We start from the raw sequence: 22,565 nt of genomic DNA, 5'->3' as shown, positions 1-22,565 counted from the left end.
GCACTATTGCGCGTTGTTGACGGTGGACACGCGTTGTTTACTGTGGATGGCTCGCGCTCAAACGATATTAGGTATATTATCCGCTTCCATTTTTTGAAGACGGCGCCTGACGAACTTAACGCAGTTTGTTGTGGCGGTTCAATTTAGCAAGGCGGTACTTTTTTAAGGCGGTACTATGGCAGTCAGAATCAAACTTAAACCCGGTCGCGAAAAGTCCCTTGAGCGTCGTCATCCTTGGGTCTTTTCCAACGGGATCCACAACGTAAAAGGTAAGCCCGAAGCGGGCGATACCGTCGATGTGGTTGCCCATGATGGTCATTGGTTGGGCCGTGGTGCCTGGTCTCCTGAGTCTCAAATCCAAGTGCGGATTTGGACTTTTGATCGCGAAGAAGAAATTGACCGTGAGTTTTTTAAGCGCCGTATTCTGCGTGCCCAAGCGGGACGCGACGATCTCATTCGTGAGCAAGGCTTAACCGGTTACCGCTTAATTGCCGCCGAGTCCGATGGTCTGCCCGGTATCACCATTGATAAATACGCCAATGTGTTGGTCTGCCAATTGCTGAGCATGGGCGCCGATGTGTGGCGTGACACTATTGTCGATGTGCTCGCCGAGCTGTATCCCGATTGCGCGATTTACGAGCGCTCAGACGTTGATTCCCGTAAGAAAGAAGGCTTAGCCTCTACCATGGGACTGCTCCATGGCACGTTGCCTGAAATGCCCGTCATTATTGAAGAAAACGGTATCAAGATTGCCGTCGATGTGACTAAGGGTCATAAGACTGGTTTCTACCTCGACCAGCGCGACAACCGTGCTATGGCGGCGCGGTTTGTGAAGGGCAAATCGGTTCTGAACTGTTTTTGCTACACGGGTACCTTTGGTCTGTACGCCGCTAAGGCGGGCGCGGCCAGCATTGAAAACGTCGATGTGTCGGCGCTTGCCCTCGATACCGCGCGTTTGAACATGCGAGTCAATGGCTTAAATGATGACAATGTGCATTACAACGAAGCCGATGTGTTTAAGTTACTACGTCAGTACCGCGATGAGGGTAAAACCTTCGATGTGATCGTACTCGACCCGCCAAAGTTTGCCGACAATAAGTCGCAGCTCAATGGCGCCTGTCGTGGCTATAAAGATATCAATATGATTGCGCTGCAATTATTAAATCCGGGCGGGGTGCTGTTGACCTTCTCTTGCTCGGGATTAATGCCTGCGGATCTGTTCCAAAAAATCGTTGCCGATGCGGCTTTGGATGCCAAACGTGAGATCCAATTTATCGAGCGCTTAAGCCAAGCGAGCGATCACCCGATTGGTAGCGCCTTCCCAGAAGGTTTTTACCTCAAGGGCTTAGTGGCTCGAGTGTGGTAATCGCTTAATAGCCCTAGGGTCATAAAAAATGCCGGTGCAGTTGCATCGGCATTTTTGTTTCTTACATGGGAGTCTTTTGACTCACCTTGCCTTAAGCGGTAAAGGTTTTCACGCCTTCAGGGGTGCCAACCAGTAACACATCGGCGCCGCGTTTTGCGAACAGGCCGTTTGTCACTACGCCGACGATGGCGTTGATCTTATCTTCTAATTCCTTAGGATTGATGATCTTAAGGTTGTAAACGTCGAGGATTACGTTGCCGTTATCAGTCACAACGCCTTCACGGTACACTGGGTCGCCGCCGAGTTTGACCAGTTCACGGGCCACGTAAGAGCGCGCCATTGGGATCACTTCAACAGGCAGTGGGAATTCACCTAGGATATCAACTTGCTTAGTGTTATCCACGATACAGACAAACTTTTCAGCCACGGCTGCAACGATTTTTTCGCGGGTTAATGCTGCGCCGCCGCCTTTGATCATGTCCATGTGGCCGTTGATTTCATCGGCACCATCGACATACACGGATAATTTATCGACGCTGTTTAAGTCATAAACAGGGATGCCAAGGGCCTTCATTTTTTGAGTTGAAGCTTCAGAGCTTGATACTGCGCCTTCAATATCAGCCTTCATGGTCGCCAAAGCATCGATAAAGTGGTTAACGGTTGAGCCTGTGCCTACACCCACAATGCTGTCTTTCTCAACGTATTTGAGGGCAGCCCAGCCTGCGGCTTTTTTCATTTCATCTTGAGTCATGTTGACATCCTGTAATGGCAGTAAAAAATTCTGGGGTTAGTATACTCTTTTCCGTCAAACAATGTGGTGCAATTGCATTGTGGCTGTGATCCCGCTAGCAGCGCTCACTTATTTCATCTTAAGCACCTAAGTTCAGCCCTTAGATGAAATACATTTCACTATTGACGATTCGCTATGCGGGCTTAATCTAACTAAGTTACTATTGCCAAAGCAGAATCGGAAAAACAAAACCATTGGTTTAAGGGAGTATGTATGGCAGGGGCGAGTTTACTAACCTTACTCGACGATATTGCATCTATTTTGGATGATGTGGCAGTGATGAGTAAGGTCGCGGCCAAGAAAACCGCTGGGGTGTTAGGGGACGATTTGGCCTTAAACGCCCAGCAAGTCACGGGCGTGAGTGCCGACCGCGAATTACCTGTGGTCTGGGCGGTCGCCTTAGGCTCGTTTCGCAATAAATTGATTTTAGTGCCCGCAGCCATGTTGATCAGCGCCTTTATTCCTTGGGCGGTGACCCCCTTATTGATGTTCGGCGGCTTGTTTTTATGTTTTGAAGGCTTTGAGAAATTACACCACAGCTATAGCCACCGCAAAGACAAACACGCGGAGAAGGCCGAATCTGACTTACCCGAGATAAGCGATCTTGCGGCCTATGAAAAGGAAAAAGTGAAGGGTGCAATTCGCACCGACTTTGTGTTGTCGGCAGAAATTATCGCCATCACTTTAGGCATAGTCGCGGATAAGTCGCTCTCAACGCAATTTTTTACCCTCGCCATTATTGGTATCGTGATGACCATAGGCGTTTATGGTTTGGTGGCAGCGATTGTCAAAATGGACGATGCGGGTTTGTATCTGAGCCAGCGTCAGGGCGAGTCGAGCTTTACTCGCTTTAATCGTCAGTTGGGTTTTGGCTTACTGAGTGCGGCGCCCGTGTTGATGAAGAGCTTAACCATTATCGGTACTGCCGCTATGTTTATGGTGGGCGGCGGCATTCTAACCCATGGATTACATTGGGTCGGCGAGCAAATCCACCATGCCGAGCAATTTGTGGAAACCATTGCCGTTGTCGGCCCAGTGCTTGGGTTACTGACGCCAAGCATTCTTAACGCGCTCTTTGGCATCGCGGCGGGCGCGGTTGCGGTACTGCTGATGACTGGATTCCAAAAGCTGCGTAGCTGATCCGTTTTTCATCCTTTATTGCAGATCAGCTAACCCGAGTTGCGCGAGTGCTAAGGTGCTCGCGGCGATTATTTCAACGCTCAAGGACGAAGTATGCAATTAATGCGTTATTGCCTTTCTCCCAATAAGTTGGCTTGGCTGCGTCAGGAATTAGGCGAACATGCCGACGAGCTTATCGCGGCGATGGATAAAGCTGGGAGTCAATATCTGGCTGGGTTAGCCGAGTCCCAAGCGGGGGACTTATCGGCAGCCGATTCGCAACTTAAGTTCCAATGGTTTCAGCAAAAACTCGCCTTAACGACGCGATTAACGGATGCCGAGCTGGCAAACCTCGTACCACTGTCGCTGGTGGATATGCGTGGCGAAATTCGTGGTGAAATGCGGGTGGAAATGCGCGTCGAGTTAGTCACGCCCGATACGCTTGCCACCGCATTACAACAACTTAGCAGTGAGTCCGTGCTGGGGTTTGATACCGAAACGCGGGCAAGCTTTGAGCCGGGCGTTCAATATCCCTTGAGCTTAGTGCAATTGGCGACCTCAGATACCTGCTATTTATTTCAGCGGGTGGTATTGGGTGAGAGGCTCGCCGAGCTCAAACCTTTGCTCGAAAATGAACAGATCCTCAAAGTGGGGATTGGATTAAGGGGCGATGGCCAAGCAATGAAACGGGATTGGGATATACAGGTCTCCCCTCGACTCGATTTGAATTGGGCGATGGCGCAGCTCGGCGCCGGTAAGGAAATGGGCACGCGGCAATTGGTGGCGGCATTACTGCATAAACGCATCGATAAACCTAAAAAAATTACCCTCTCGAATTGGCAACAGGTGCCTTTATCCCAAGCGCAAAATCAGTACGCCGCCCTCGATGCATTGGCGGCGAACCTCTGTTTTTGGCAGTTAATCGACAAGCTACAAGGTTTTTATGGCAAAACGACTGTCGGTAATAAACCCTTATTGCCGCCGAGTTTAGCCGCACGACTCGCGAGCTATTTTCATCCAGCTTAAGACTTGAGATAAGGTCGTAACGATAAGGATTAGGGGGCAAGAGATGTTGGATGCGATTTGTGTACTCACAACCGAGGCTGCGGCAGAGCACGCTTCGTCGCCATTACGACTCAATCCTCATGCTCAGGCTGGTGTCACCTACAGTGTGTTCAAGTTTCAGCAGTTACCCGAGGCTGAGATTGAGCGTTTGCGCCAGCATTTATATTGCCCCGCCTGCTACGGCAAAGCCTATTTTCGTAAAGCTTCTAAGGATGGTAAGGCCGCCTGTTTTGGCTCCCGTTACCATGAGCTCGATTGCATCGAATTTAATCCGTCGGCGCAAAAGTCCCGTGAAGAACAAGATGCCCTCGAAGTGCAGCAACAACTGCTCGACGCCGATGCCTTGGTTATCGATTTTTCGGTTAATCCCAGTAATAAGAGACCCTCTAACTCAGCTCACAAAATCAAGGCTCTCCAAGAGCAAGAGTTTGGAGTCAAAAGTGAAATTGAAAATGATACCGAGCAATTAGCGTCAGTACAGGAGCCCAAAGCTGGCTATCAAGTGGCGGCCGATAAACCCGAGGTAGCCATCACGGTAAAGCGTACTCCGAGCCAAGGGCTAGAAAAGTTACTCCATAGCCTGCTGCGCGGCTCGGATTTGGCGACTTCGGATCTTTGGGTTTACACCGATGATGAACGTAAGTACCGCTGGCGTGCGAAGAATTTGTTTGTGAATTTTGCCGATGCGGATCCTACAGATAGCAAACCCCATATGTACTGGGGCACTATCTCCCACAGCGACCCGACGTTATCTTGGCTCAATCCCGCCGACAGTAAAGACATTGGCATTCCAATCGAGGCCGTCAAAACTAAACTGTTTAAGCGCTTTAATATCGAAGATAAACGGGATTTAGAGGGCGCAGGGCTTATCCTGTTTGGTAAGTGTTTTTGGAATAAGGACAAGACCCGTAAGATTGTCCAGCTTTGGGACAATGATTTGCGGCGGATTTTTATCTCAACCCTTGATGATTAACCATCAGCGATGGGATTTAGTCGCGAGTGTATGGGACGTACCGCGCTTAAATTCATCTTTTAAGACGTTTTCACGGCTCTTTTGTTAGTTTTTTGCCATAAGCAGGGCGTCGGGTCTTAATGTTTACTCGATTGCAGACGGGTTTTTAACGCTCTGTACTGAGCTTATATGCTGACTTTTTCAGCTTTATGCCAATTAAATCAACAGTAGATGGCAAACTTGTTTGAAAATTCCTCAGTTAATTAAGTTTGTCATAAAAAGTCCTTTACCTTTGAGAGTGCTTTTAGCATAATGCCCCACGTCAACAGGGGTGTAGTTCCAATTGGTAGAACAGCGGTCTCCAAAACCGATGGTTGCGGGTTCGAGTCCTGCCACCCCTGCCAAATAAAACAACGGCTTGCATAGAAATATGCGAGCCGTTTTATTTTGCGCGCGATAAATTTTCTCACCGCATTTGCTTACATTTGTTAAGTAAAGGTATTTGCAACTTTCGTAGTGTCTAACATACAATCGCAAGCCCTTTGGTTTGAGGATGTATGGTTTGAGTTCTGTGATGCAAACAAGGCGCAGATTAGCACTATGGCTTGCCGCCATCTTAGTGTTGCTGTCTGTTGCGTTTGCGGTGCACAGTGTTTCCCACCTCAATGATGATACCAAGGCCCACTGCGCGCTGTGTTTGCATCAGCATCAATTGCAGCATGCACTCTCATACTCTCCGTTAGATTTTCAAGTTGCTCAACAGGGTATCATTTCGGTTGAGTTTGATGTTATTTCCTTTAAGACGCCATTTAGGCGCCACTTCCATAGCCGCGCGCCGCCGCTAACAGCCTAACTCCTGCTTTTTTATCTATTTCTCTTATTTTTCGAGCGCCTTGGCTTAACTAAGGTGCCCGATGCTGTTTATTTTTGGAGTGAAAATGGCTGTTTATGTGAGCCACAAGCGCTCGGCATTAGTGCTGGGCGTGGCGTTATTGGCGTTGGATGCGAGTGTTCCTCTATTGGCCGCCGAGGTTGTGCAAACTGATACCGCGGGACTTAATGACGACGATATCGAGCGTTTAAGCATTCATTATCGTCAGGCCTACCGCGGCAATGTGCCGGCGACTGAGTTGCCTCAAGCGATCACTGTGCTGGATGAGCAACTGATTAAAGATACTGGGCTGACGCGTTTTCAAGACTTATTGGATTATTCCGCCAGTGTCGCGCGGCAAAACAACGGTGGTGGGCTATGGGATAGTTTTTCGTTACGGGGCTTTCCTGGGAATGAAAACATGCCATCAGGCTATTTAATCAATGGTTTTAATGGTGGTCGAGGCTTTAGCGGTCATAGAGACCTATCGAACGTGGCCTATGTGGAAATCCTCAAAGGCCCGGGTTCGGCGCTTTATGGACGCTCGGAGCCGGGCGGGACTGTGAATATTGTGACTAAAAAGCCGCAGTACGAGGCGCAAGGCTATTTAAAAGCGTCTGCGGGGAGTTTTGATCAATATCGGTTAGAAGGGGATTTTACCTCGGGGCTGACCGATACCTTGGCCTTTAGGATCAATGGTGCTTGGCAGGAGCATGACAGTTTTCGCGATTACGTGTTTAGCGATAAAAAAATCGTCACACCATCGCTGCGCTGGCAACTGTCGGATAAGTCATCGCTCCTGTATGAGGTTGAATATCTTAAGCAAGAACAGTTATTTGATCGTGGCGTAGTGGTGCTCAATAACGACTTTAATACCGTGCCCCGTTCGCGTTACTTGGGCGAGCCCAACGATGGGCCAACGAAAGTGGATGCGACTGGGCATCAGCTTACCTATGAGTATGAATTAAATGAGGATTGGTCGCTTACCGCGGGTTATAACTATCGTGATTCGAGTCTGAATGGCTACTCATCGGATGCCGAATTAGCAAAGGGACGTCAATCCTTATATGACGATGGCCGTACTCTGACGCGGCAGCATCGCTATCGAGATTACGCTTCAGAGGATCATTCAGTGCGTGCCGAACTCAGTGGCCAGTTTGATACTAGTAGCATAAGGCACAATCTGCTGCTCGGGATGGATGCCTATCATTATCGACTGAAAACGGGACTCTACCGTTATCGAGGCCAGAAGGGCGCCTATGCCATCGATATTTTGGCACCTCAATATGGCGCAGCTCAGCCAGAGGTCAGTCTGCTGTATGAAAACCGAGAGACTCAAGATGCCTGGGGCGCCTATTTACAGGATCAATTGGAGTTAACCGATCACTGGAAACTGCATTTAGGGTTAAGGTTTGACCGTTATTCCCAAGAAATTGCAGAGCAGGTCAACGCGAGTCTGTCGGAGCAACGCGATCACAGGGTCAGCCCGAAAGTCGGATTAGTGTATCAATGGTCTGAGGCGTTAAGTGTTTACGGCTCCTATTCGGAAGGTTTTTTACCGATTTCAGGCACTGATTATGCGGGTAATCCCTTCGAGCCAGAGGAGAGCAAATCCGTCGAGTTGGGGGTTAAGTTCAACAGCACTTGGTTTGAGTTACCCGTCAATGGCAGTTTGGCTTGGTTTGATGCGCAAAAGAGCAATATCTTGACCTCAGATCCCGTCAATGTCGGCTTTTCGGCGACCCTTGGTGAAGCCAAGAGCACGGGGATTGAATTGGATGTCGCGGCCGAGTTGACCGAGAGCTTACAAGCGACCTTGTCCTATGCCTACCTGAATACCCGCACGGCGAACGACAGCCTGAATTTAGATTGGGGCGTGTTAATTCCGGCGGGCAGTCCGTTGGTCAATGTGCCAAAACACACGGGCAGTATCATTCTCAAGCAGGACTTAAATGATCTTTCTATCGACGGTCATTTAGGGCTGAGTTGGCGTTATGTGGACTCACGCTTGGGCGATTCGGCCGATCCGAGTTTTCAATTACCGAGTTATCAGTTGCTTGGAATGTTCTTTACTACTCGGCTTGGCGAAAATCTAAGTCTCGCGCTTAATGTCGATAACCTGCTGGATGAGCACTATATCGCCAGCAGTTATTCGGCGCTGTGGGCCGTGCCGGGTGAGCCACGTAATGTTAAAGTGAGTATTAGCTATGAATTCTAATGCCATTGTGACACCCGCCGCTTCGCCTGAGACGCCTCAGCTGCATGGGCGTCAGCGGATCAATAGCATCGACATGATGCGCGGCTTAGTGATGCTGATTATGTTGCTCGACCATGTGCGGGAGCGGTTTTTCCTGCATATGCAGGTGAGCGACCCAATGGATTTAAGCACAACCAACTGGGCGCTGTTTGCCAGCCGTTTTGCGGCGCACTTTTGTGCCCCCGTATTCGTCTTTTTAACTGGGGTTTCTGCCTGGCTTTATGCCAATCGTGGTTATGGCGAGCCGCGCTCTGCGCGCGAGTTTTTAATCAAGCGCGGACTATTCTTAATCGCCCTCGAAGTATTGGTGATTAATTTCTCATGGATGGGCAATTATCACACACTATGGTTGCAGGTGATTTGGGTGATAGGACTGAGCATGTTGGCCCTCGCAGCATTAATCAAGCTCCCGAGGCTGTGGATGGCATTACTCGGGCTATTGATAGTTTTTGGTCATAACATATTGTCGCCTATCCATTTTACGCCAGACGAGTGGGGCTATAGTCTGTGGACGATATTACATGACCGAGGTTATTTGATTGCCGAGGGCGAGCTTAAGCTGAAGATAAGTTACCCAGCGCTACCTTGGATTGGCGTGATTTTATTGGGCTATGTGGCTGGCCCCTTATTTGGCCGAGGGAGTGATGCGGGGCTGCGTCAGCAAAAATTAATATTGCTAGGGCTTGGCTGCGCCCTGCTGTTTGGCTTGCTGCGCGGATTCAATCTCTACGGCGAGACGCTACCTTGGCAGTTTGGCGATACCTTAGGCCAAACCTTAATGTCGGTATTCAATCTAACTAAGTATCCGCCATCACTGAGTTTTTTGTTGGTGACCTTGGGCGGGATGTTCTACGGCTTAGTCGTGTTTGAGCGCTATTTTGCGACAGGCAGAGTATTAGGTTGGATGGGGCAGAGGTTAGCAGTGTTTGGCTCAGTGCCCATGTTCTTCTATATCTTGCACTTATATGTGCTGCTGTTGCTGTACTCGCTGGCTAAATGGGTATTTGGCGCAAACCATGGCGAGCTGTTTGGCGTAGCGCATATGGGATGGATATGGCTGATAAGCTTAGTCTTGATCCCTTTGCTCTATTATCCCGTGCGCTGGTTTAGCCGTTACAAAGGACAGAGTCAGCAGGCTTGGCTTAAGTATCTCTAACTTGGCTTTAGCATCAATAAATGCCTAGGGCGTGTTGACGTTTCAGGGTTGTTTTTGCAGCAATTTGGCTGGTTTTTAAGCAAGGCAAAGTCCGTGCAGTGTAGTTATTCTACATAAACGGACGATAACGCGGCAGAAAAGCCAGCCAAATGCTGCCCGAAGGGTTCGTCTGGCAAGCTCTTGCTCTTTGTCACTCGTCATTTGAGTAGAATAACTACACATCATTCCTCGTTTCGCGAGCACGTGCTTGCCAGAACGAACAAAATCTAATCTCGAAACGTTAACACGCCCTAATAAAATGGCCGAGCGCGTGACTGCTCGGCCATTTGGCTTGGGGATGATGAAAGGGTTATTCGCTTAATAAACTACGTAACATCCACGCATTTTTCTCATGGAGTTGGATGCGCTGGGTGAGTAAATCTGCCGTTGCCTCATCGTTGGCTTGGCTAACCAAGGGATAGAGCGCTCGAGCGTTTCGGATCACCACTTCTTGGTCGCTTAACAGTTCACGGATCATGGTCTCGGCTTTTGTGACACCTTGATCTTCACGGATTTCAGTCAACTTGGCATAGGCCGAATAGGAGCCTAAGGCTCTTGCGCCCAATGCACGAACTCGCTCGGCGATTAAATCGACCGCTAAGGCAAGCTCGGTATATTGCTGTTCAAACAATAAGTGCAAGCTCGTGAACATGGGGCCTGTGACGTTCCAGTGGAAGCTGTGGGTCTTAAGGTAAAGGCTGTAGCTGTCGGCCAATAACTGATTTAACCCAGCAGCGATTTCTTCTCTGTGACTCTGGTTGATGCCGATGTTAATCATGGAAATTCCTCCTATTGTCCTACTCAATGGGGATAGCTTATCAAATGAGCTAAACATCTAAAGCGGTTAAAATAGATTCTGTAAATCGAATTTTCAGATTAAAGTCTGCGGCTTAATTGGAATGTTGGGATGGATTTGCATGGGGACTTATCTCGAGACAATAACATTCAGCCTATTAAGCTGGTATCCTTATGCGGTGTCAGTGCCTAATGAAACCCCAGTCACCCCATGAATAAATCAGCCTATTTAGCCGCAATGGAGATTACTCCTTGGCAGCTTCGTGATACTAAAGTGCGACCTTATCAAGTGGTTTGGGATGCAGATGAGATGACGCCCGCCGCCGTGCCTTTACTCGAAACCGTGCTGGGATTAATCGGCATCAGTAAGGACGATTGTGAGTTCAACACTGAGCCACATAAGGGCAAAACCATCGTCTGGGATTTACGCCGCCACAGGGTTAGGCCCAGAGTGGCTTGGTTAGTGTCGGATCCCTTAGCGGATTTACTGTCTCGCAGTGAGGCAAAGCGTACCTTGTGGACGCAGATTTGCCAGTGGCGTGAGCAGCAATTAACGGCCTAAGCCTCTATGGGTCGTACCCTGTATACATTATCTTAAGTTGCCTTTTAATTTGGATTGTCCCGTGAGTCATCAAGTCCTTAAAACCCTTAGTGAATCGTTGCAAATTGTGCTCCTGACGCCAACGGATGTAAGCCAAATGACGCGCATTGAGGCGAGTGCCCATTCCCACCCTATGAGTGAGAATAATCTTGCCGACTGTTTTGGCCACTTGTACCGCGTTATTGGGTTAATGCAAAACGATGGCGAGTTGCTCGGTTTTGCGATTGTGCAGCAGATTGTCGATGAGGCAACGCTGCTGGATATTTGTTTGCCGCCGGAGCAACAAGGGCGAGGATATGGGCATCTGCTACTCACGGCGGTTATCGACGGCGCTAAGGCTGCCAAGGCGGTGGTGCTGATGCTGGAGGTTCGCGAATCAAACCTTGCGGCGCGCGCGCTCTATCAGAAACGGGGCTTTATCGAAACCGGGCGTCGCAAAGGTTATTATTCTTTGGCTGACGGCAAAGAAGATGCGATTTTGATGGATTTAGCCTTAAGCGAAACGGCTTAATATTTTAGAAGAAGATAAAAAAAACAGCGCCTTAGCGCTGTTTTTTTATGGGGTTAATAAAGCGAAGGTTACTTCACTTCTTTACCTTGAGCTTGCAGGTCGGCATGGTAGCTTGAACGCACTAATGGACCACAGGCGGCGTGAGTAAAGCCAAGCTCGTCGGCAAGGACTTTAAGCTCATCGAACTCGGCTGGCGACACGTAACGCTCAACCGGCAGGTGGAACTTAGACGGTTGCAGATATTGGCCTAAGGTCAACATTTCGACCTTGTGTTCACGTAGGTCACGCAGCACTTGAGCAATTTCTTCGTTGGTTTCACCTAGACCCATCATCAGTCCCGATTTTGTCGGCACATTGGGGTGACGCTCTTTAAAGCGCTTCAGTAGGTCGAGTGACCATTGGTAATTCGCACCCGGACGCGCTTTACGGTAATGCATAGGCGCAGTTTCGAGGTTGTGGTTGAACACATCAGGCGGCTCGGTCGACAGAATGTCGAGGGCGGCGTCGATACGACCACGGAAATCGGGCACTAAGATCTCAATCTTAATTTCAGGATTGAGCTTACGGATCTCACGGATACAGTCGGCAAAGTGCTGGGCGCCGCCATCACGCAGGTCATCGCGGTCAACCGAGGTGATAACCACGTATTTCAGCTTCATATCACGAATGGTTTGTGCCAGTTTGACTGGCTCTTCCGCATCGGGCTTGAGTGGACGACCGTGGGCTACGTCGCAGAATGGACAGCGGCGAGTACAAATTGCGCCCAAAATCATAAAGGTCGCGGTGCCGTGGTTAAAACATTCTGCCAAGTTAGGGCAAGAAGCTTCTTCACAGACCGAGTGCAGACCGTTCGAACGTAATGCTTGCTTGATCTCGAGAATGCGTTGGTTAGATGCGGGCAGTTTGACCCTTAACCAATCGGGTTTGCGTAACATGGTTTCGCGCTCAGAGGGCACGATTTTAACCGGAATGCGCGAGACCTTATCGGCATCTCTTAATTTGACTCCGGGTTGTAAACGTTCAGGCCTATTCATGACGCTGCTAATCCTTGATGATGAACTAGTTGTTGGTAGCCCAATAGTTGGCTAAGGGTAATAATGAGTTGGTCGCCTGCTTCTATCACGGTTTGTGGGCCGCCCAGTTCCTTGCATTGCACCATTTCAAGCCCAGCATAACCGCAGGGGTTAATACGGCGAAACGGCGCCAGATCCATATCGACATTCAGTGCTAAGCCGTGGAAGGAGCAGCCTTTACGAATGCGAAGCCCTAAAGAGGCGACTTTGCGCTCATCCACATACACGCCCGGCGCATCGGCCTTGGCGTAGGCATTGATATCGTATTTGGCGAGCATATCGATAATGCTTTGCTCGATATGGGTCACGAGCTGACGGACGCCAATCTTGCTGCGTTTAATATCGAGGAGAGGGTAGACAACTAATTGTCCCGGCCCGTGGTACGTCACTTGGCCGCCACGATCCACTTGGATCACGGGAATATCACCCGGATTCAAAATATGTTCGCTTTTACCTGCTTGGCCTTGGGTAAATACGGGTGGATGTTCAACGATCCACAGTTCGTCTGGGCTATCGCTGTTACGTGTGTCGGTGTAATGCTGCATCGCATGCCACACAGACTCGTAATCCTGTTGTCCCAGATGCCGAATATGCAAAGTGGTGTCTTGCAAGGGCAACCTCTCCCCTATAATTGAGTGGCGCTATTATACGCCTCTTGACCATAAATGTAAGACAGATCACATTTCATGGCCGTGAGGAATACTTATAGTACGCGGCGTACGCCTTCGATACCGGCAAGCTCAGTGTACAGTGTCTCAATATGATCTTTGCTGGTCACTGTGACGCGGATGGTCACAGAGTAGTAGCTACCTTTGCTTGAGGCCTTAACCGTAGGTGAATAATCACCTGGGGCGTGTCTTTGCACTACGGCAACGACTCTGTCGGTCAGGGCTTCGTGGGCATCGCCAACCACTTTGAAGGGGAAGGCGCAGGGGAACTCCATGAGTTCATCAAATTTCGTGTTTAACATAGTCGTGCTCTATAACCATTTTAATGGGAACTATATGGTGACGATTATACCCGATTCAAGGGCGATACTCCCCCAAAAACAACTAAGCCACCCGAAGGTGGCTTAGTTTTTGTGATTCCGATTAGCTAAACCAACCAGAAAACAGTTGCTTAAAGTAATCAACTAATTTGCTGAACCAGCTGCCTTCATTGACTTCTTGCAGGGTAACCAGCGGGAATTGAGCAATATCTTTGCCATCTAACTGGAAGTATAAGCGACCAACAGTTTCACCTTTTTTCAGTGGTGCGTCCAGTGGCTTAGTCAGTTCGAAGTTGGCTTTTAAGTCTTTCGCGCGGCCACGGCTGATGGTGATTGGGGTATCAGTAGCAACACCTAAATCGACAGTGCTCTTATCGCCGTACCAAATTTGTTGGGTTACGAAGCTGTCGCCCGCCTTGTAAGGGGTTACAGTTTCGAAGAAGCGGAAACCATAGGTCAGCAGCTTTTTACTTTCGGCTTTACGGGCGGCTTCACTCTGGGTGCCCATGACCACTGAAATTAAACGCATACCGTCTTTGGTGGCAGATGCAACTAAGTTATAACCCGCGCCAGAGGTGTGGCCGGTTTTGATACCGTCGACATTCATGCTGTTATCCCACAGCAGACCGTTGCGGTTATATTGCTTGATACCGTTGAAGGTATAATATTTTTCGCTGTAGACACGGTATTCTTCGGGCACGTCACGGATAAGTGCGGCACCTAATAACGCCATATCGTAGGCAGTTGATTTGTGGTTTTCAGAGTCTAAACCGTGGGAGTTTTCGAAGTAGCTGTCACGCATACCAAGCTGCTTCGCCCATGAGTTCATCATGTCGACGAATGCACCTTCGGTGCCAGCAATGTGTTCGGCCATGGCCACACAGGCATCGTTACCCGACTGGATGATGATGCCGCGGTTTAAGTCGGAAACCTTAACGGTTTTACCCACTTCGATGAACATTTTTGATGAGTCAGAGAAGTTCTTCGACCACGCATTTTTACTGATGGTCACATCATCATCTGGGGATACGTTACCGGCTTTGATTTCTTGACCAATCACATAACTGGTCATCATCTTCGTTAAGCTGGCTGGGTTTAAGCTTTCGTAGGCATTTTCTTCGGCAATGATTTGGCCCGAGTAATAATCCATCAAGACGTAAGCCTTGGCGGCAACTGTAGGTGCATCAGGGGTAACAATCGGCTGCGCAGCATAAACAGGAAGAGAAACACTCGAAATTAGCAGCAATGTTTTAATGGGACTTTTTACAAAATTCATCATTAACTTAGCACGTCTTTTTGGTTGTATTGAAAGAAAAGGCAAAATAGTTTCGCGAGTATACCACCCTTCGACAAAGGTTTTCAGTGAAGGTTCCTTCATCTGGGGCATTTTTAAGCTAAATCTATATCTTATAGTGAGCGGTCACTACTCCAAAACCATATAGCCTTCGGGGTAACCGTCTTGTTTCACTTTATTGAGTAATCGGTCGGCCAGTTCGGTTTGGCCAATTGGACCGAGCTGTAGTCTATACATATTGTTTGCTGGTTGTACACGGGTCTTGACCTGATATTTCTTCTCCAGATCCTTCGCCATTTTGTTCAGCCTATGCTGATCCTTCGAAGCTACCAATTGTATGTAATGATTGCCTGAGGATTGAATACTGGCGATAGCCGATTGTGTCGCGGCTTGGGTGCCAATATAGATCACATCCAGCTTAATTCGTGCTGTACCTGTGCCTAGCATACCCAGCTTATAAGCGGCGGCGTAGGATAAGTCCAAAATCCGGTCCGAATGGAAAGGGCCGCGATCGTTAATCCGAATAATGACCTGCTTATTGTTATCTAAGTTAGTGACGCGAGCATAGCTTGGCAAAGGCAAGGTCTTGTGTGCCCCAGACATGCCATACATGTCGTAGGGCTCGCCATTCGATGTCTCATAGCCGTGGAATTTCTCGCCGTACCATGAGGCGCGGCCAGTTTCGGAAAAGCCTTGGCCCGAATCTAACACCGTATAGGACTCACCATAAACCGTGTAAGGTTTATTACCGCGACGGCTGTAAGGCTCGTATTTTGGGGTCGCGTTTGGCACATGGTCCACATTGGGTGGATTGATGGGCATCTTATCGTTTTTTAGCGCATAGCGGCCCTTGTTGGGATCCATGTTCTTGTTCTTCTCGCTAGCCGAGCCAGAATTAGAACTTGAGCAGGCCGCAAGCGCAAAACAGCAGCCGAGCATCAAGAGCTGTAAAAGATTATTTCTTAGCGTCATGTTGTTGCTTCAGTTGTTGGCTAAATTGGTAAACGGCCATGGAATACAAAGGGCTACGGTTATAACGGGTGATCACATAAAAGTTATTGAGCCCTAACCAGTAGTCCTTGCTATCCACTTGTTCCAGCTCGATAAGCATGGCCTTTTGCGAGGCATCTAAATCACGGGCATTGGCCAGCGATAAACTTGGAGAGAGAATATCAGAAACCTTGTACTGCAACTTCTCGCCGGCCCACACTTTGGCTTTAGGCGCATTGGGGCTGCTGTTCACTAAAGGAAGCGCAACGGGCGCGTGCAACTGCCAGCCGTGTTCATGGAAATAATTGGCGACACTGCCAATGGCATCCTCTGGACTCTGGAGTAAATCACGGTTGCCGCTGCCATCAAAATCCACGGCATAGTGGCGGTAGCTTGACGGAATAAACTGACCAAAGCCCATGGCGCCAGCGTAAGAACCCTTTAGGTTATTGATATCTAAGTGTTCTTCTTTTACCAGCTTCATCAGCTCGCCAAATTCCTTGCGAAAGAATGTGGCTCTTGGCTCGTAATAAAACCCTAAGGTATAGAGCGCGTCGATTACCGGATAATTGCCCGTGTACTGACCATAGAAGGTTTCGATACCAATAATAGCCACAATAATTTGTGGCTCGACTTGGTACTTTGACGCGGCTTTAGCGATTGCTTTTTCGTGTTTTTTCCAGAAGGCTAGGCCCGCGTTGAGGCGCTTTTCTGTTAAGAAAATCGGATAATACTGATGCCAAGGCTTAGCTTCCCAAGGGCGAGAAATCGCATCGATAACCGCTTGGTTGTAATTGGCTTTGGCCAAGAAACTTTCCACTTCGGCTTGAGTAAAGCCTTGTGCTATTTGGGTTTTAATAAACTCTGCCTTTAAGGCCTCGGGCAATACAGGTGTTGGCGCCTGTGTGGTCACGGCCGCACTTGGCTGCGGTGTAGTTGTTGCTGGCTCGTTCGCGGTCGAGCAGCCAATGAGGTATGAACTGAGGCAAAGCACTGCCAGTGGAGCCAAACAAGCTCGAAGAATAGGCATTAAGAAGTCCCTAAAAATTATCTATCTACAAAACGTCTATGGGTATGAATGCTCATAAGAATGCCAAACCCTGTCATCAATGTCAGCATGGAAGTGCCACCATAACTGACAAGGGGTAAAGGTACACCCACCACAGGCAGGATACCTGAAACCATACCAATATTCACAAAAACATAAACGAAGAAAGTCAATGTGATACTGCCGGCAAGGAGTCTGGCAAAGCTAGTTTGCGCCCGAGAGGCGATGACTAAGCCGCGTCCGATGATGTAGAGATACATCAGGAGCAGGATAATGCTGCCTATCAGGCCAAACTCTTCACCGATCACCGCAAAGATAAAGTCGGTGTGACGTTCGGGGATAAATTCTAATTGGGATTGAGTGCCATCGAGCCAACCTTTACCCCAGAGGCCACCTGAGCCGATGGCAATTTTCGATTGGATAATATGGTAACCGGCACCTAAGGGATCCTGCTCTGGATCGAGTAGAGTCAATACGCGGGTTCTTTGGTAATCGTGCATCAGGAAGTACCAAAGGATCGGTAAGAAGGCTAATACGGCGGCAATAAAACCACCCACAATTGCCCAGCTCATGCCCGATAAAAACAGCACGAAAATGCCCGATGCGGCAACCAAAATCGAGGTGCCTAAGTCAGGTTGTTTGGCAATTAAAAGCGTCGGTACTAAGAGGATCACTGCAGCACCCGCAAGGTAGCGTTTCTTCGGCGGCAGAGGGAACTTACTGATATACCAAGCCATAGTAATGGGGAAGGCGAGCTTAATCAGCTCCGAAGGCTGAAACTCCATAAAGCCTAAGTTCAACCAGCGCTGCGCGCCTTTGTTAATTTCCCCAAAAAAATGCACCCCAAGCAGCAGCACAATCCCCGCAAGGTAAATCGGTAGGGCCCAGCGTTTTAGCGCCTCGGGATTGATCTGCGCCATAGTAAACATAATGCCTAGGGATAAAAACATCCTAAACAGTTGGCGCTCCATCATGCCAAGATCTTCACCGCTGGCGGAGTATATGACAAACAGGCCAAAGCCCATGACGGCAAACAGGCCGAGCAGTAAGGGCAAGTCGATATGCAATCGTTGCCAGATGTTTTGACGTTGATGGGCACTCATGGCGTTGGTTTCCAAGTGTCTCTTAGCATGTATTCATCGAGCATGGCGCGGGCTACAGGGCCTGCGTTTGCGCCACCCCAGCCGGCGTTTTCCATCACCACTGCGAGGACGATTTTAGGATCTTCAAAGGGCGCGTAGGCGACTACTAAGGCGTTATCGCGGAAATGCTCGGCAATCTTATTGGCATCGTACTTAGTGTTTTCGGCCACGCCAATGACCTGCGCCGTACCGGTTTTCATCGCAGCCGTGTAACTGGCGTCGGTGAAGCGAGACTTATGAGCGGTTTGGCGCATAGCTTCATTGATGATTTTCCAGTTGCGCGGGTTCTTAAGTTCAATCGGCGGTAACTCGTTAATTGGTGAGTCAATTTTGGCCGTATTATCCTTAATCGACTTTAACAAATGCGGTGGGAAGCGGCGACCATCGTTGGCGAGAATGGCGGTGGCGCTGGCCAATTGCAATGGCGTGGCGGTCCAGTAACCTTGGCCGATACCGACAGAAATGGTGTCACCAATGTACCAAGCTTGGTTGTATTTTAAGCGCTTCCATTCCTTCGACGGCATATTGCCCGCCGACTCTTCGAAAATATCGACACCGGTATTTTGACCAAAGCCGAATTGCTCCATAAAGCGGGCGATAGGATCGACACCGATTTTATAAGCCAATTCATAGAAGTAGGTATCGCAGGATTCAACGATGGCGCTGTAGACGTTCACCCAGCCATGGCCCCAACGTTTCCAGTCGCGGTATTTACGCTCCACGCCGGGGATTTGCCAAAAGCCAGGGTCCCAAATACGGGTGCGCTCGGTGACGGCTTTTTCATCCAATCCCAGCAGGGCGATAATGGGTTTGACCGTCGAGGCTGGCGCATATTGACCTTGGGTCGCGCGGTTAATCAGTGGGCGAGATTTATCGTTTAATAAATCGCTGTAATCTTTGCTGTTAATCCCTTGAACGAACTGATTCGGGTCGTAACTAGGGCTTGAGACTAGGGCTAAGATGCCGCCGTCCCTCGGGTCGATAGCGACAATTGAGCCACGGTGACCTTGCAGTAATTCCACCGCCTTTTGCTGCAATTGCAAATCGAGGGTTAAGTAAATATCTTGCCCCGGCTCCGGCGGTACGATTTTAAGGGTACGGATAGTTCGGCCGCGGTTGTTCACTTCTTCTTCGAGGTGACCTGGCGTGCCGTGTAGCAGAGATTCATAAAACTTTTCAATGCCTTGCTTACCAATATCCTTGGTGGCGGCATAGTTCTTCCATTGATCGTTACGCTCCAATTGGGCGCGATCGCGGGTGTTGATTTTGCCCACATAGCCCAGCACATGGGTGAGCTGGCTCGCATAGGGGTAGTTACGCTTTAAACCCGCCTCGACGGAAATCCCGGGAAAGCGATGCTGGTTCACGCTAAAAATCGCCACTTGCTCTTCAGTCAGCTGATTTTTAAGGGTAAGCGGCTTAAAGCGGCGGTGAAACTTTAAGGCGTCGGTAAAGGTTTCGCGCTCATCTGGGGTGATTTCGATTAACTTGCCTAGCTCGTCCAAGGTCTCGGACATATTGGCAATTTTCTCTGGGACCAGATCGAGGGAGTAAAAGGGTTGGTTTTCGGCGAGGAGTACGCCGTTTCTGTCGTAAATCAGGCCGCGGCTTGGGGCGATGGGCACGACACGAATACGGTTGTCATTAGAACGTGTTGCGTAATCTTTATAGGATTCAACCTGAAGGTGATAAAGATTGGTCACCAACACGCTCAGGAGGGCGACAACACAAAAAAAAGTGAACAGCGCACGGCGCTTAAACAGTGACGCCTCGGCGGCGTGGTCGTGCATGGTTATCCGCTTTTTTGGCGACACTTAGGCTATCTCCAGCTGATCCCATCCGGGTGGTTGACACTCGTTAACATCAAGATCCCGCTATTCTCTGTGATAAGGGTGATTGGTGTTCACGCTCCACGCGCGGTATAAGCTTTCGGCAACCACAATCCGCACCAAAGGATGGGGCAGGGTTAATGCCGACAGGCACCAACTCTGATGGGCGGCTTCCTTACAGGCGGGCGCTAAGCCTTCGGGGCCGCCAACCAGTAAGCTCACATCACGACCATCGAGTTGCCATTTGTTCATGGCGGTCGCCAATTCTGGCGTAGTCCAGTTTTTGCCGGGAAGATCTAAGGTGACAATGTGATTGCCCTTAGGGATCGCCGCTAACATTTGCTCGCCTTCCTTTTGCAGGATACGAACGATATCAGCGTTTTTTCCGCGCTTGCCGGCAGGGATTTCGATAAGTTCCAGCGCCATATCTCGGGGGAAGCGGCGTTGGTACTCTTCAAAGCCGCGGGTGACCCAATCGGGCATCCGTGTCCCTACTGCGATAAGTTGCAACTTCATTAGGCTTGCTTTTCTGACCAGAGCTTTTCAAGCTGGTAAAAATCGCGGGTTTGGTCTTGCATAACATGCAGGATCACGTTGCCCATATCCACCAATACCCATTCGCTGCTGTCGCGGCCTTCGATACCGATTGGTGGAATGCCAGCGGCTTTCGCTTCGAGCACGAGGTTTTCGGCGATCGCTTTCACGTGAGTTTTAGATGTACCTGAACAAATCACCATATAGTCGGTGATGTTAGATTGGTTGCTGACATCGATAACCACGACGTCACGGGCTTTTAAATCATCGATTTTGTCGACAACAAACTGCTTTAATTCGGCGCTCTGCACGCTGATGTACCTCATTCATTTTAAATAGCGCGCTAGTATATCAGTCTTAAGCGGGGGAATACATTCTCTTAGCGATCTTAGCGGCTGAGTTTGTACTCTTAGCGCTTGATTTTCAGCCTAAGAAAAATAAAGCCGTTGTTTTTGAATGTAATTTAGAGTGACGGGCAGCAGAGCGTCCTGTGGAATTTCCCCCATGGCCAGCTGTGAGCGAATTTGAGTGGACGAAATATCCTGTGGGCTGATATCGACGGTAAAGATGCGCCCATGTTGCGGCTCGCTTGAGTGACTTAAGGCTTCGTGCGTTGCATGACGGGCGCTTAGCTCATGCTGCATTGGGTGCCCTTCGGCTAAATGCCAGCCCGGGCGCTGACATACCACAATATTGGCTAATTCAAACAGTTGCTGCCATTTATGCCAGCTTTGCAGATGAATAAACGAATCCATCCCCATGATAAAAAACAGTTCGTCATCGGGATAAAGCCGACTTAACTGCTTAAGGGTGACAACCGTATAGGATGGGCTGTCGCGTTTAGCTTCGATATCACAGAGCTCGAAACCTGTTAATGCCTCACATACCTGCGCGACCATTTCGAGCCGTTGCGCTGTGCTCGAGTGGGTGGTGTTTTTATGCGGCGGAATATGGTTGGGCATCAACAGGATTTTATCCAGCTTGAGACTCGCTTTGACTTCCATCGCGGGGCGAATATGGCCGTAATGTATGGGGTCGAAGGTGCCGCCTAAAATACCGATACGCATCAACACTCTGCCTTAATCTAAGCTGATGTGGGCCAAATGGCCGTGGGCCTTAGGATCGAATAATAAGCACAGGTGGCTAAGCCCTGTCCAATCTTCATGGCCTAATTGCTTTAGGTTTAGCTCCAGCTTAGACGCGAAGGCAAGCATATGTTCGATTTGGCTGAGGCTTAAGCGCTGCAACGCGGTTTGGTACAAGGGTTTGCGTTTATCCCAAATTCGATGTTTACCAAACAGGCTATTTAAGGGCGCGCCTTGGGCTTGTTCACTCTTGAGGCTAAGCAGTAACTGCAGCTCTTTGAATAAGGCCCAGAGTAAAATCGGCATGGCCGTGCCTTCACCGTTGAGCTGGGCCAGCATATGCTGAGCACTGTCTTGACGATTATTCAGCAGTGCATCGGTGAGCTGAAACACGGTAAAGCGGGATTGATCTTCAAAGTAATGGCTTAATTCGTCGGCGCCGATGGGCTGGCTTGGGCTTAACAGTTGTAGTAACTGCATGGCCTGATCGGCGGCGAGTAAATTCCCTTCGTAGAGGCTGTAAAGCATAGCGCGCGCATCGGGCTGTAAATTCAGCTTAAAGTGCGCAATGCGTGAGTCGAGCCAACGTCTGAATTGATCGCCCTCTGGTGTAGTGCAGGGCAAATAAATCCCTAAACTATCCAAGGTTTTGAACCACTTGCTATTGGTTTGCTCACTGGCGAGTTTTGGGCCTTCGAGGATCAGCAGCACATCAGGATTTGGCGTTTGCAGCAACGCTTGTAGCGCCGCCGAACCATCTGCACCGGGTTTTGCGTTTGGCAGAGTTAGCTCAATGATGCGCCGACTAGAAAACAGGCTCATGGATTGCCATTCTTGGGTCAAGTCACCCCAGTTAAAACCCGTTTCTTGAATTAACTGAACGCGCTCTTCAAACCCTTGGCGTTTGGCTGCTTGGCGGATCTGATCCTTGGAGGTTTCGAGCAACCAAGGATCATCACCAAAAATCAGGTAGCAAGCGTGAAGCGGATTGAGATGGCGGGAGAGTTGATCAGGATAAACACGCATTTAAATCACTCTCCACATTTTATTGCAGTTCCAC

The 22,565-nt window shown here is 49.3% G+C and carries 23 protein-coding genes and 1 tRNA gene; 10 read left to right on the top strand and 14 right to left on the bottom strand.

Annotation, left to right across the window (positions count from 1 at the left end; translation table 11 throughout):
* Positions 1 to 175: 175 nt before the first annotated feature.
* Complete coding sequence (locus ACUZ8J_RS16175; protein WP_126512576.1) at positions 176 to 1,366, top strand: class I SAM-dependent rRNA methyltransferase; 1,191 nt, start codon at positions 176 to 178, stop codon at positions 1,364 to 1,366.
* 91 nt (positions 1,367 to 1,457) lie between these two features.
* Here ACUZ8J_RS16175 and rpiA read toward each other — a convergent pair whose 3' ends face one another.
* A complete protein-coding gene (rpiA, locus tag ACUZ8J_RS16170) occupies positions 1,458 to 2,117 on the bottom strand; it encodes a ribose-5-phosphate isomerase RpiA (protein WP_039978629.1) in 660 nt (219 codons plus the stop codon).
* 252 nt (positions 2,118 to 2,369) lie between these two features.
* Between rpiA and ACUZ8J_RS16165 the strand changes: the two genes are divergently transcribed.
* From ACUZ8J_RS16165 to ACUZ8J_RS16135, 7 genes are all read left to right on the top strand, one after another.
* Positions 2,370 to 3,296 (top strand): DUF808 domain-containing protein, encoded by a 927-nt coding sequence (locus ACUZ8J_RS16165; protein ID WP_446694354.1) that lies wholly within the window; start codon positions 2,370 to 2,372, stop codon positions 3,294 to 3,296.
* 93 nt (positions 3,297 to 3,389) lie between these two features.
* Positions 3,390 to 4,301, top strand: coding sequence for a 3'-5' exonuclease (locus ACUZ8J_RS16160; protein WP_446694353.1), 912 nt, complete (start codon positions 3,390 to 3,392; stop codon positions 4,299 to 4,301).
* Between the two features lie 43 nt (positions 4,302 to 4,344).
* Complete coding sequence (locus tag ACUZ8J_RS16155) at positions 4,345 to 5,313, top strand: hypothetical protein (protein ID WP_446694352.1); 969 nt, start codon at positions 4,345 to 4,347, stop codon at positions 5,311 to 5,313.
* Between the two features lie 306 nt (positions 5,314 to 5,619).
* Positions 5,620 to 5,696, top strand: a tRNA-Trp gene (locus ACUZ8J_RS16150).
* A gap of 158 nt (positions 5,697 to 5,854) precedes the next feature.
* Complete coding sequence (locus ACUZ8J_RS16145; protein WP_167373652.1) at positions 5,855 to 6,145, top strand: DUF2946 domain-containing protein; 291 nt, start codon at positions 5,855 to 5,857, stop codon at positions 6,143 to 6,145.
* Between the two features lie 61 nt (positions 6,146 to 6,206).
* Entirely contained in the window at positions 6,207 to 8,381 is a 2,175-nt protein-coding gene (locus tag ACUZ8J_RS16140; protein ID WP_446694351.1) for a TonB-dependent siderophore receptor, read from the top strand.
* Positions 8,371 to 9,576 carry a DUF1624 domain-containing protein gene (locus tag ACUZ8J_RS16135; protein ID WP_446694350.1) on the top strand — a complete coding sequence of 402 codons (1,206 nt, stop codon included), beginning with the start codon at positions 8,371 to 8,373 and terminating at the stop codon, positions 9,574 to 9,576. The genes ACUZ8J_RS16140 and ACUZ8J_RS16135 overlap by 11 nt, the downstream gene beginning before the upstream one ends.
* Positions 9,577 to 9,925: 349 nt before the next feature.
* On the opposite strand, the gene dpsA is transcribed toward ACUZ8J_RS16135, so the two are convergent.
* Positions 9,926 to 10,393: a DNA starvation/stationary phase protection protein DpsA gene (gene dpsA, locus ACUZ8J_RS16130; protein WP_011621773.1), complete on the bottom strand. Its 468-nt coding sequence runs from the start codon at positions 10,391 to 10,393 to the stop codon at positions 9,926 to 9,928.
* Positions 10,394 to 10,621: 228 nt separating this feature from the next.
* Here dpsA and ACUZ8J_RS16125 point away from each other — a divergent pair, with 228 nt between their 5' ends.
* Together ACUZ8J_RS16125 and rimI are read left to right on the top strand one after the other, a co-directional pair.
* Positions 10,622 to 10,972 (top strand): DNA polymerase III subunit psi, encoded by a 351-nt coding sequence (locus ACUZ8J_RS16125; RefSeq protein WP_446694349.1) that lies wholly within the window; start codon positions 10,622 to 10,624, stop codon positions 10,970 to 10,972.
* A gap of 97 nt (positions 10,973 to 11,069) precedes the next feature.
* Positions 11,070 to 11,522: a ribosomal protein S18-alanine N-acetyltransferase gene (gene rimI, locus ACUZ8J_RS16120; protein ID WP_446694957.1), complete on the top strand. Its 453-nt coding sequence runs from the start codon at positions 11,070 to 11,072 to the stop codon at positions 11,520 to 11,522.
* Between the two features lie 68 nt (positions 11,523 to 11,590).
* Here rimI and lipA read toward each other — a convergent pair whose 3' ends face one another.
* The 12 genes from lipA to holA form a co-directional block, all read right to left on the bottom strand.
* Complete coding sequence (gene lipA / locus ACUZ8J_RS16115; RefSeq protein WP_011621776.1) at positions 11,591 to 12,556, bottom strand: lipoyl synthase; 966 nt, start codon at positions 12,554 to 12,556, stop codon at positions 11,591 to 11,593.
* Positions 12,553 to 13,206 carry a lipoyl(octanoyl) transferase LipB gene (gene lipB, locus ACUZ8J_RS16110; RefSeq protein ID WP_011621777.1) on the bottom strand — a complete coding sequence of 218 codons (654 nt, stop codon included), beginning with the start codon at positions 13,204 to 13,206 and terminating at the stop codon, positions 12,553 to 12,555. Before lipB ends, lipA begins: the two co-directional genes overlap by 4 nt.
* Before the next feature lie 92 nt (positions 13,207 to 13,298).
* Positions 13,299 to 13,565 (bottom strand): DUF493 family protein YbeD, encoded by a 267-nt coding sequence (ybeD, locus tag ACUZ8J_RS16105; protein ID WP_011621778.1) that lies wholly within the window; start codon positions 13,563 to 13,565, stop codon positions 13,299 to 13,301.
* 121 nt (positions 13,566 to 13,686) lie between these two features.
* Positions 13,687 to 14,862, bottom strand: coding sequence for a serine hydrolase (locus tag ACUZ8J_RS16100; protein WP_011621779.1), 1,176 nt, complete (start codon positions 14,860 to 14,862; stop codon positions 13,687 to 13,689).
* Between the two features lie 144 nt (positions 14,863 to 15,006).
* Positions 15,007 to 15,849 carry a septal ring lytic transglycosylase RlpA family protein gene (locus tag ACUZ8J_RS16095; protein ID WP_011621780.1) on the bottom strand — a complete coding sequence of 281 codons (843 nt, stop codon included), beginning with the start codon at positions 15,847 to 15,849 and terminating at the stop codon, positions 15,007 to 15,009.
* Positions 15,833 to 16,897 (bottom strand): lytic murein transglycosylase B, encoded by a 1,065-nt coding sequence (mltB, locus tag ACUZ8J_RS16090; protein ID WP_446694348.1) that lies wholly within the window; start codon positions 16,895 to 16,897, stop codon positions 15,833 to 15,835. The genes ACUZ8J_RS16095 and mltB overlap by 17 nt, the downstream gene beginning before the upstream one ends.
* A 17-nt stretch (positions 16,898 to 16,914) precedes the next feature.
* Positions 16,915 to 18,018 carry a rod shape-determining protein RodA gene (rodA, locus tag ACUZ8J_RS16085; RefSeq protein ID WP_011621782.1) on the bottom strand — a complete coding sequence of 368 codons (1,104 nt, stop codon included), beginning with the start codon at positions 18,016 to 18,018 and terminating at the stop codon, positions 16,915 to 16,917.
* Entirely contained in the window at positions 18,015 to 19,871 is a 1,857-nt protein-coding gene (mrdA, locus tag ACUZ8J_RS16080) for a penicillin-binding protein 2 (RefSeq protein WP_446694347.1), read from the bottom strand. The genes rodA and mrdA overlap by 4 nt, the downstream gene beginning before the upstream one ends.
* Before the next feature lie 60 nt (positions 19,872 to 19,931).
* Positions 19,932 to 20,402, bottom strand: coding sequence for a 23S rRNA (pseudouridine(1915)-N(3))-methyltransferase RlmH (gene rlmH / locus ACUZ8J_RS16075; RefSeq protein ID WP_011621784.1), 471 nt, complete (start codon positions 20,400 to 20,402; stop codon positions 19,932 to 19,934).
* A complete protein-coding gene (gene rsfS / locus ACUZ8J_RS16070) occupies positions 20,402 to 20,731 on the bottom strand; it encodes a ribosome silencing factor (protein ID WP_037430791.1) in 330 nt (109 codons plus the stop codon). Before rsfS ends, rlmH begins: the two co-directional genes overlap by 1 nt.
* Positions 20,732 to 20,848: 117 nt before the next feature.
* Positions 20,849 to 21,487 (bottom strand): nicotinate-nucleotide adenylyltransferase, encoded by a 639-nt coding sequence (nadD, locus tag ACUZ8J_RS16065; RefSeq protein ID WP_446694346.1) that lies wholly within the window; start codon positions 21,485 to 21,487, stop codon positions 20,849 to 20,851.
* A gap of 12 nt (positions 21,488 to 21,499) precedes the next feature.
* Positions 21,500 to 22,531: a DNA polymerase III subunit delta gene (gene holA / locus ACUZ8J_RS16060; RefSeq protein WP_446694345.1), complete on the bottom strand. Its 1,032-nt coding sequence runs from the start codon at positions 22,529 to 22,531 to the stop codon at positions 21,500 to 21,502.
* Between the last annotated feature and the right edge of the window lie 34 nt (positions 22,532 to 22,565).

This window comes from Shewanella sp. Koi 1, from assembly GCF_052907445.1.
Note: the sequence above shows the minus strand (reverse complement) of the source record. Positions and strands in the feature narration are given on the sequence as shown.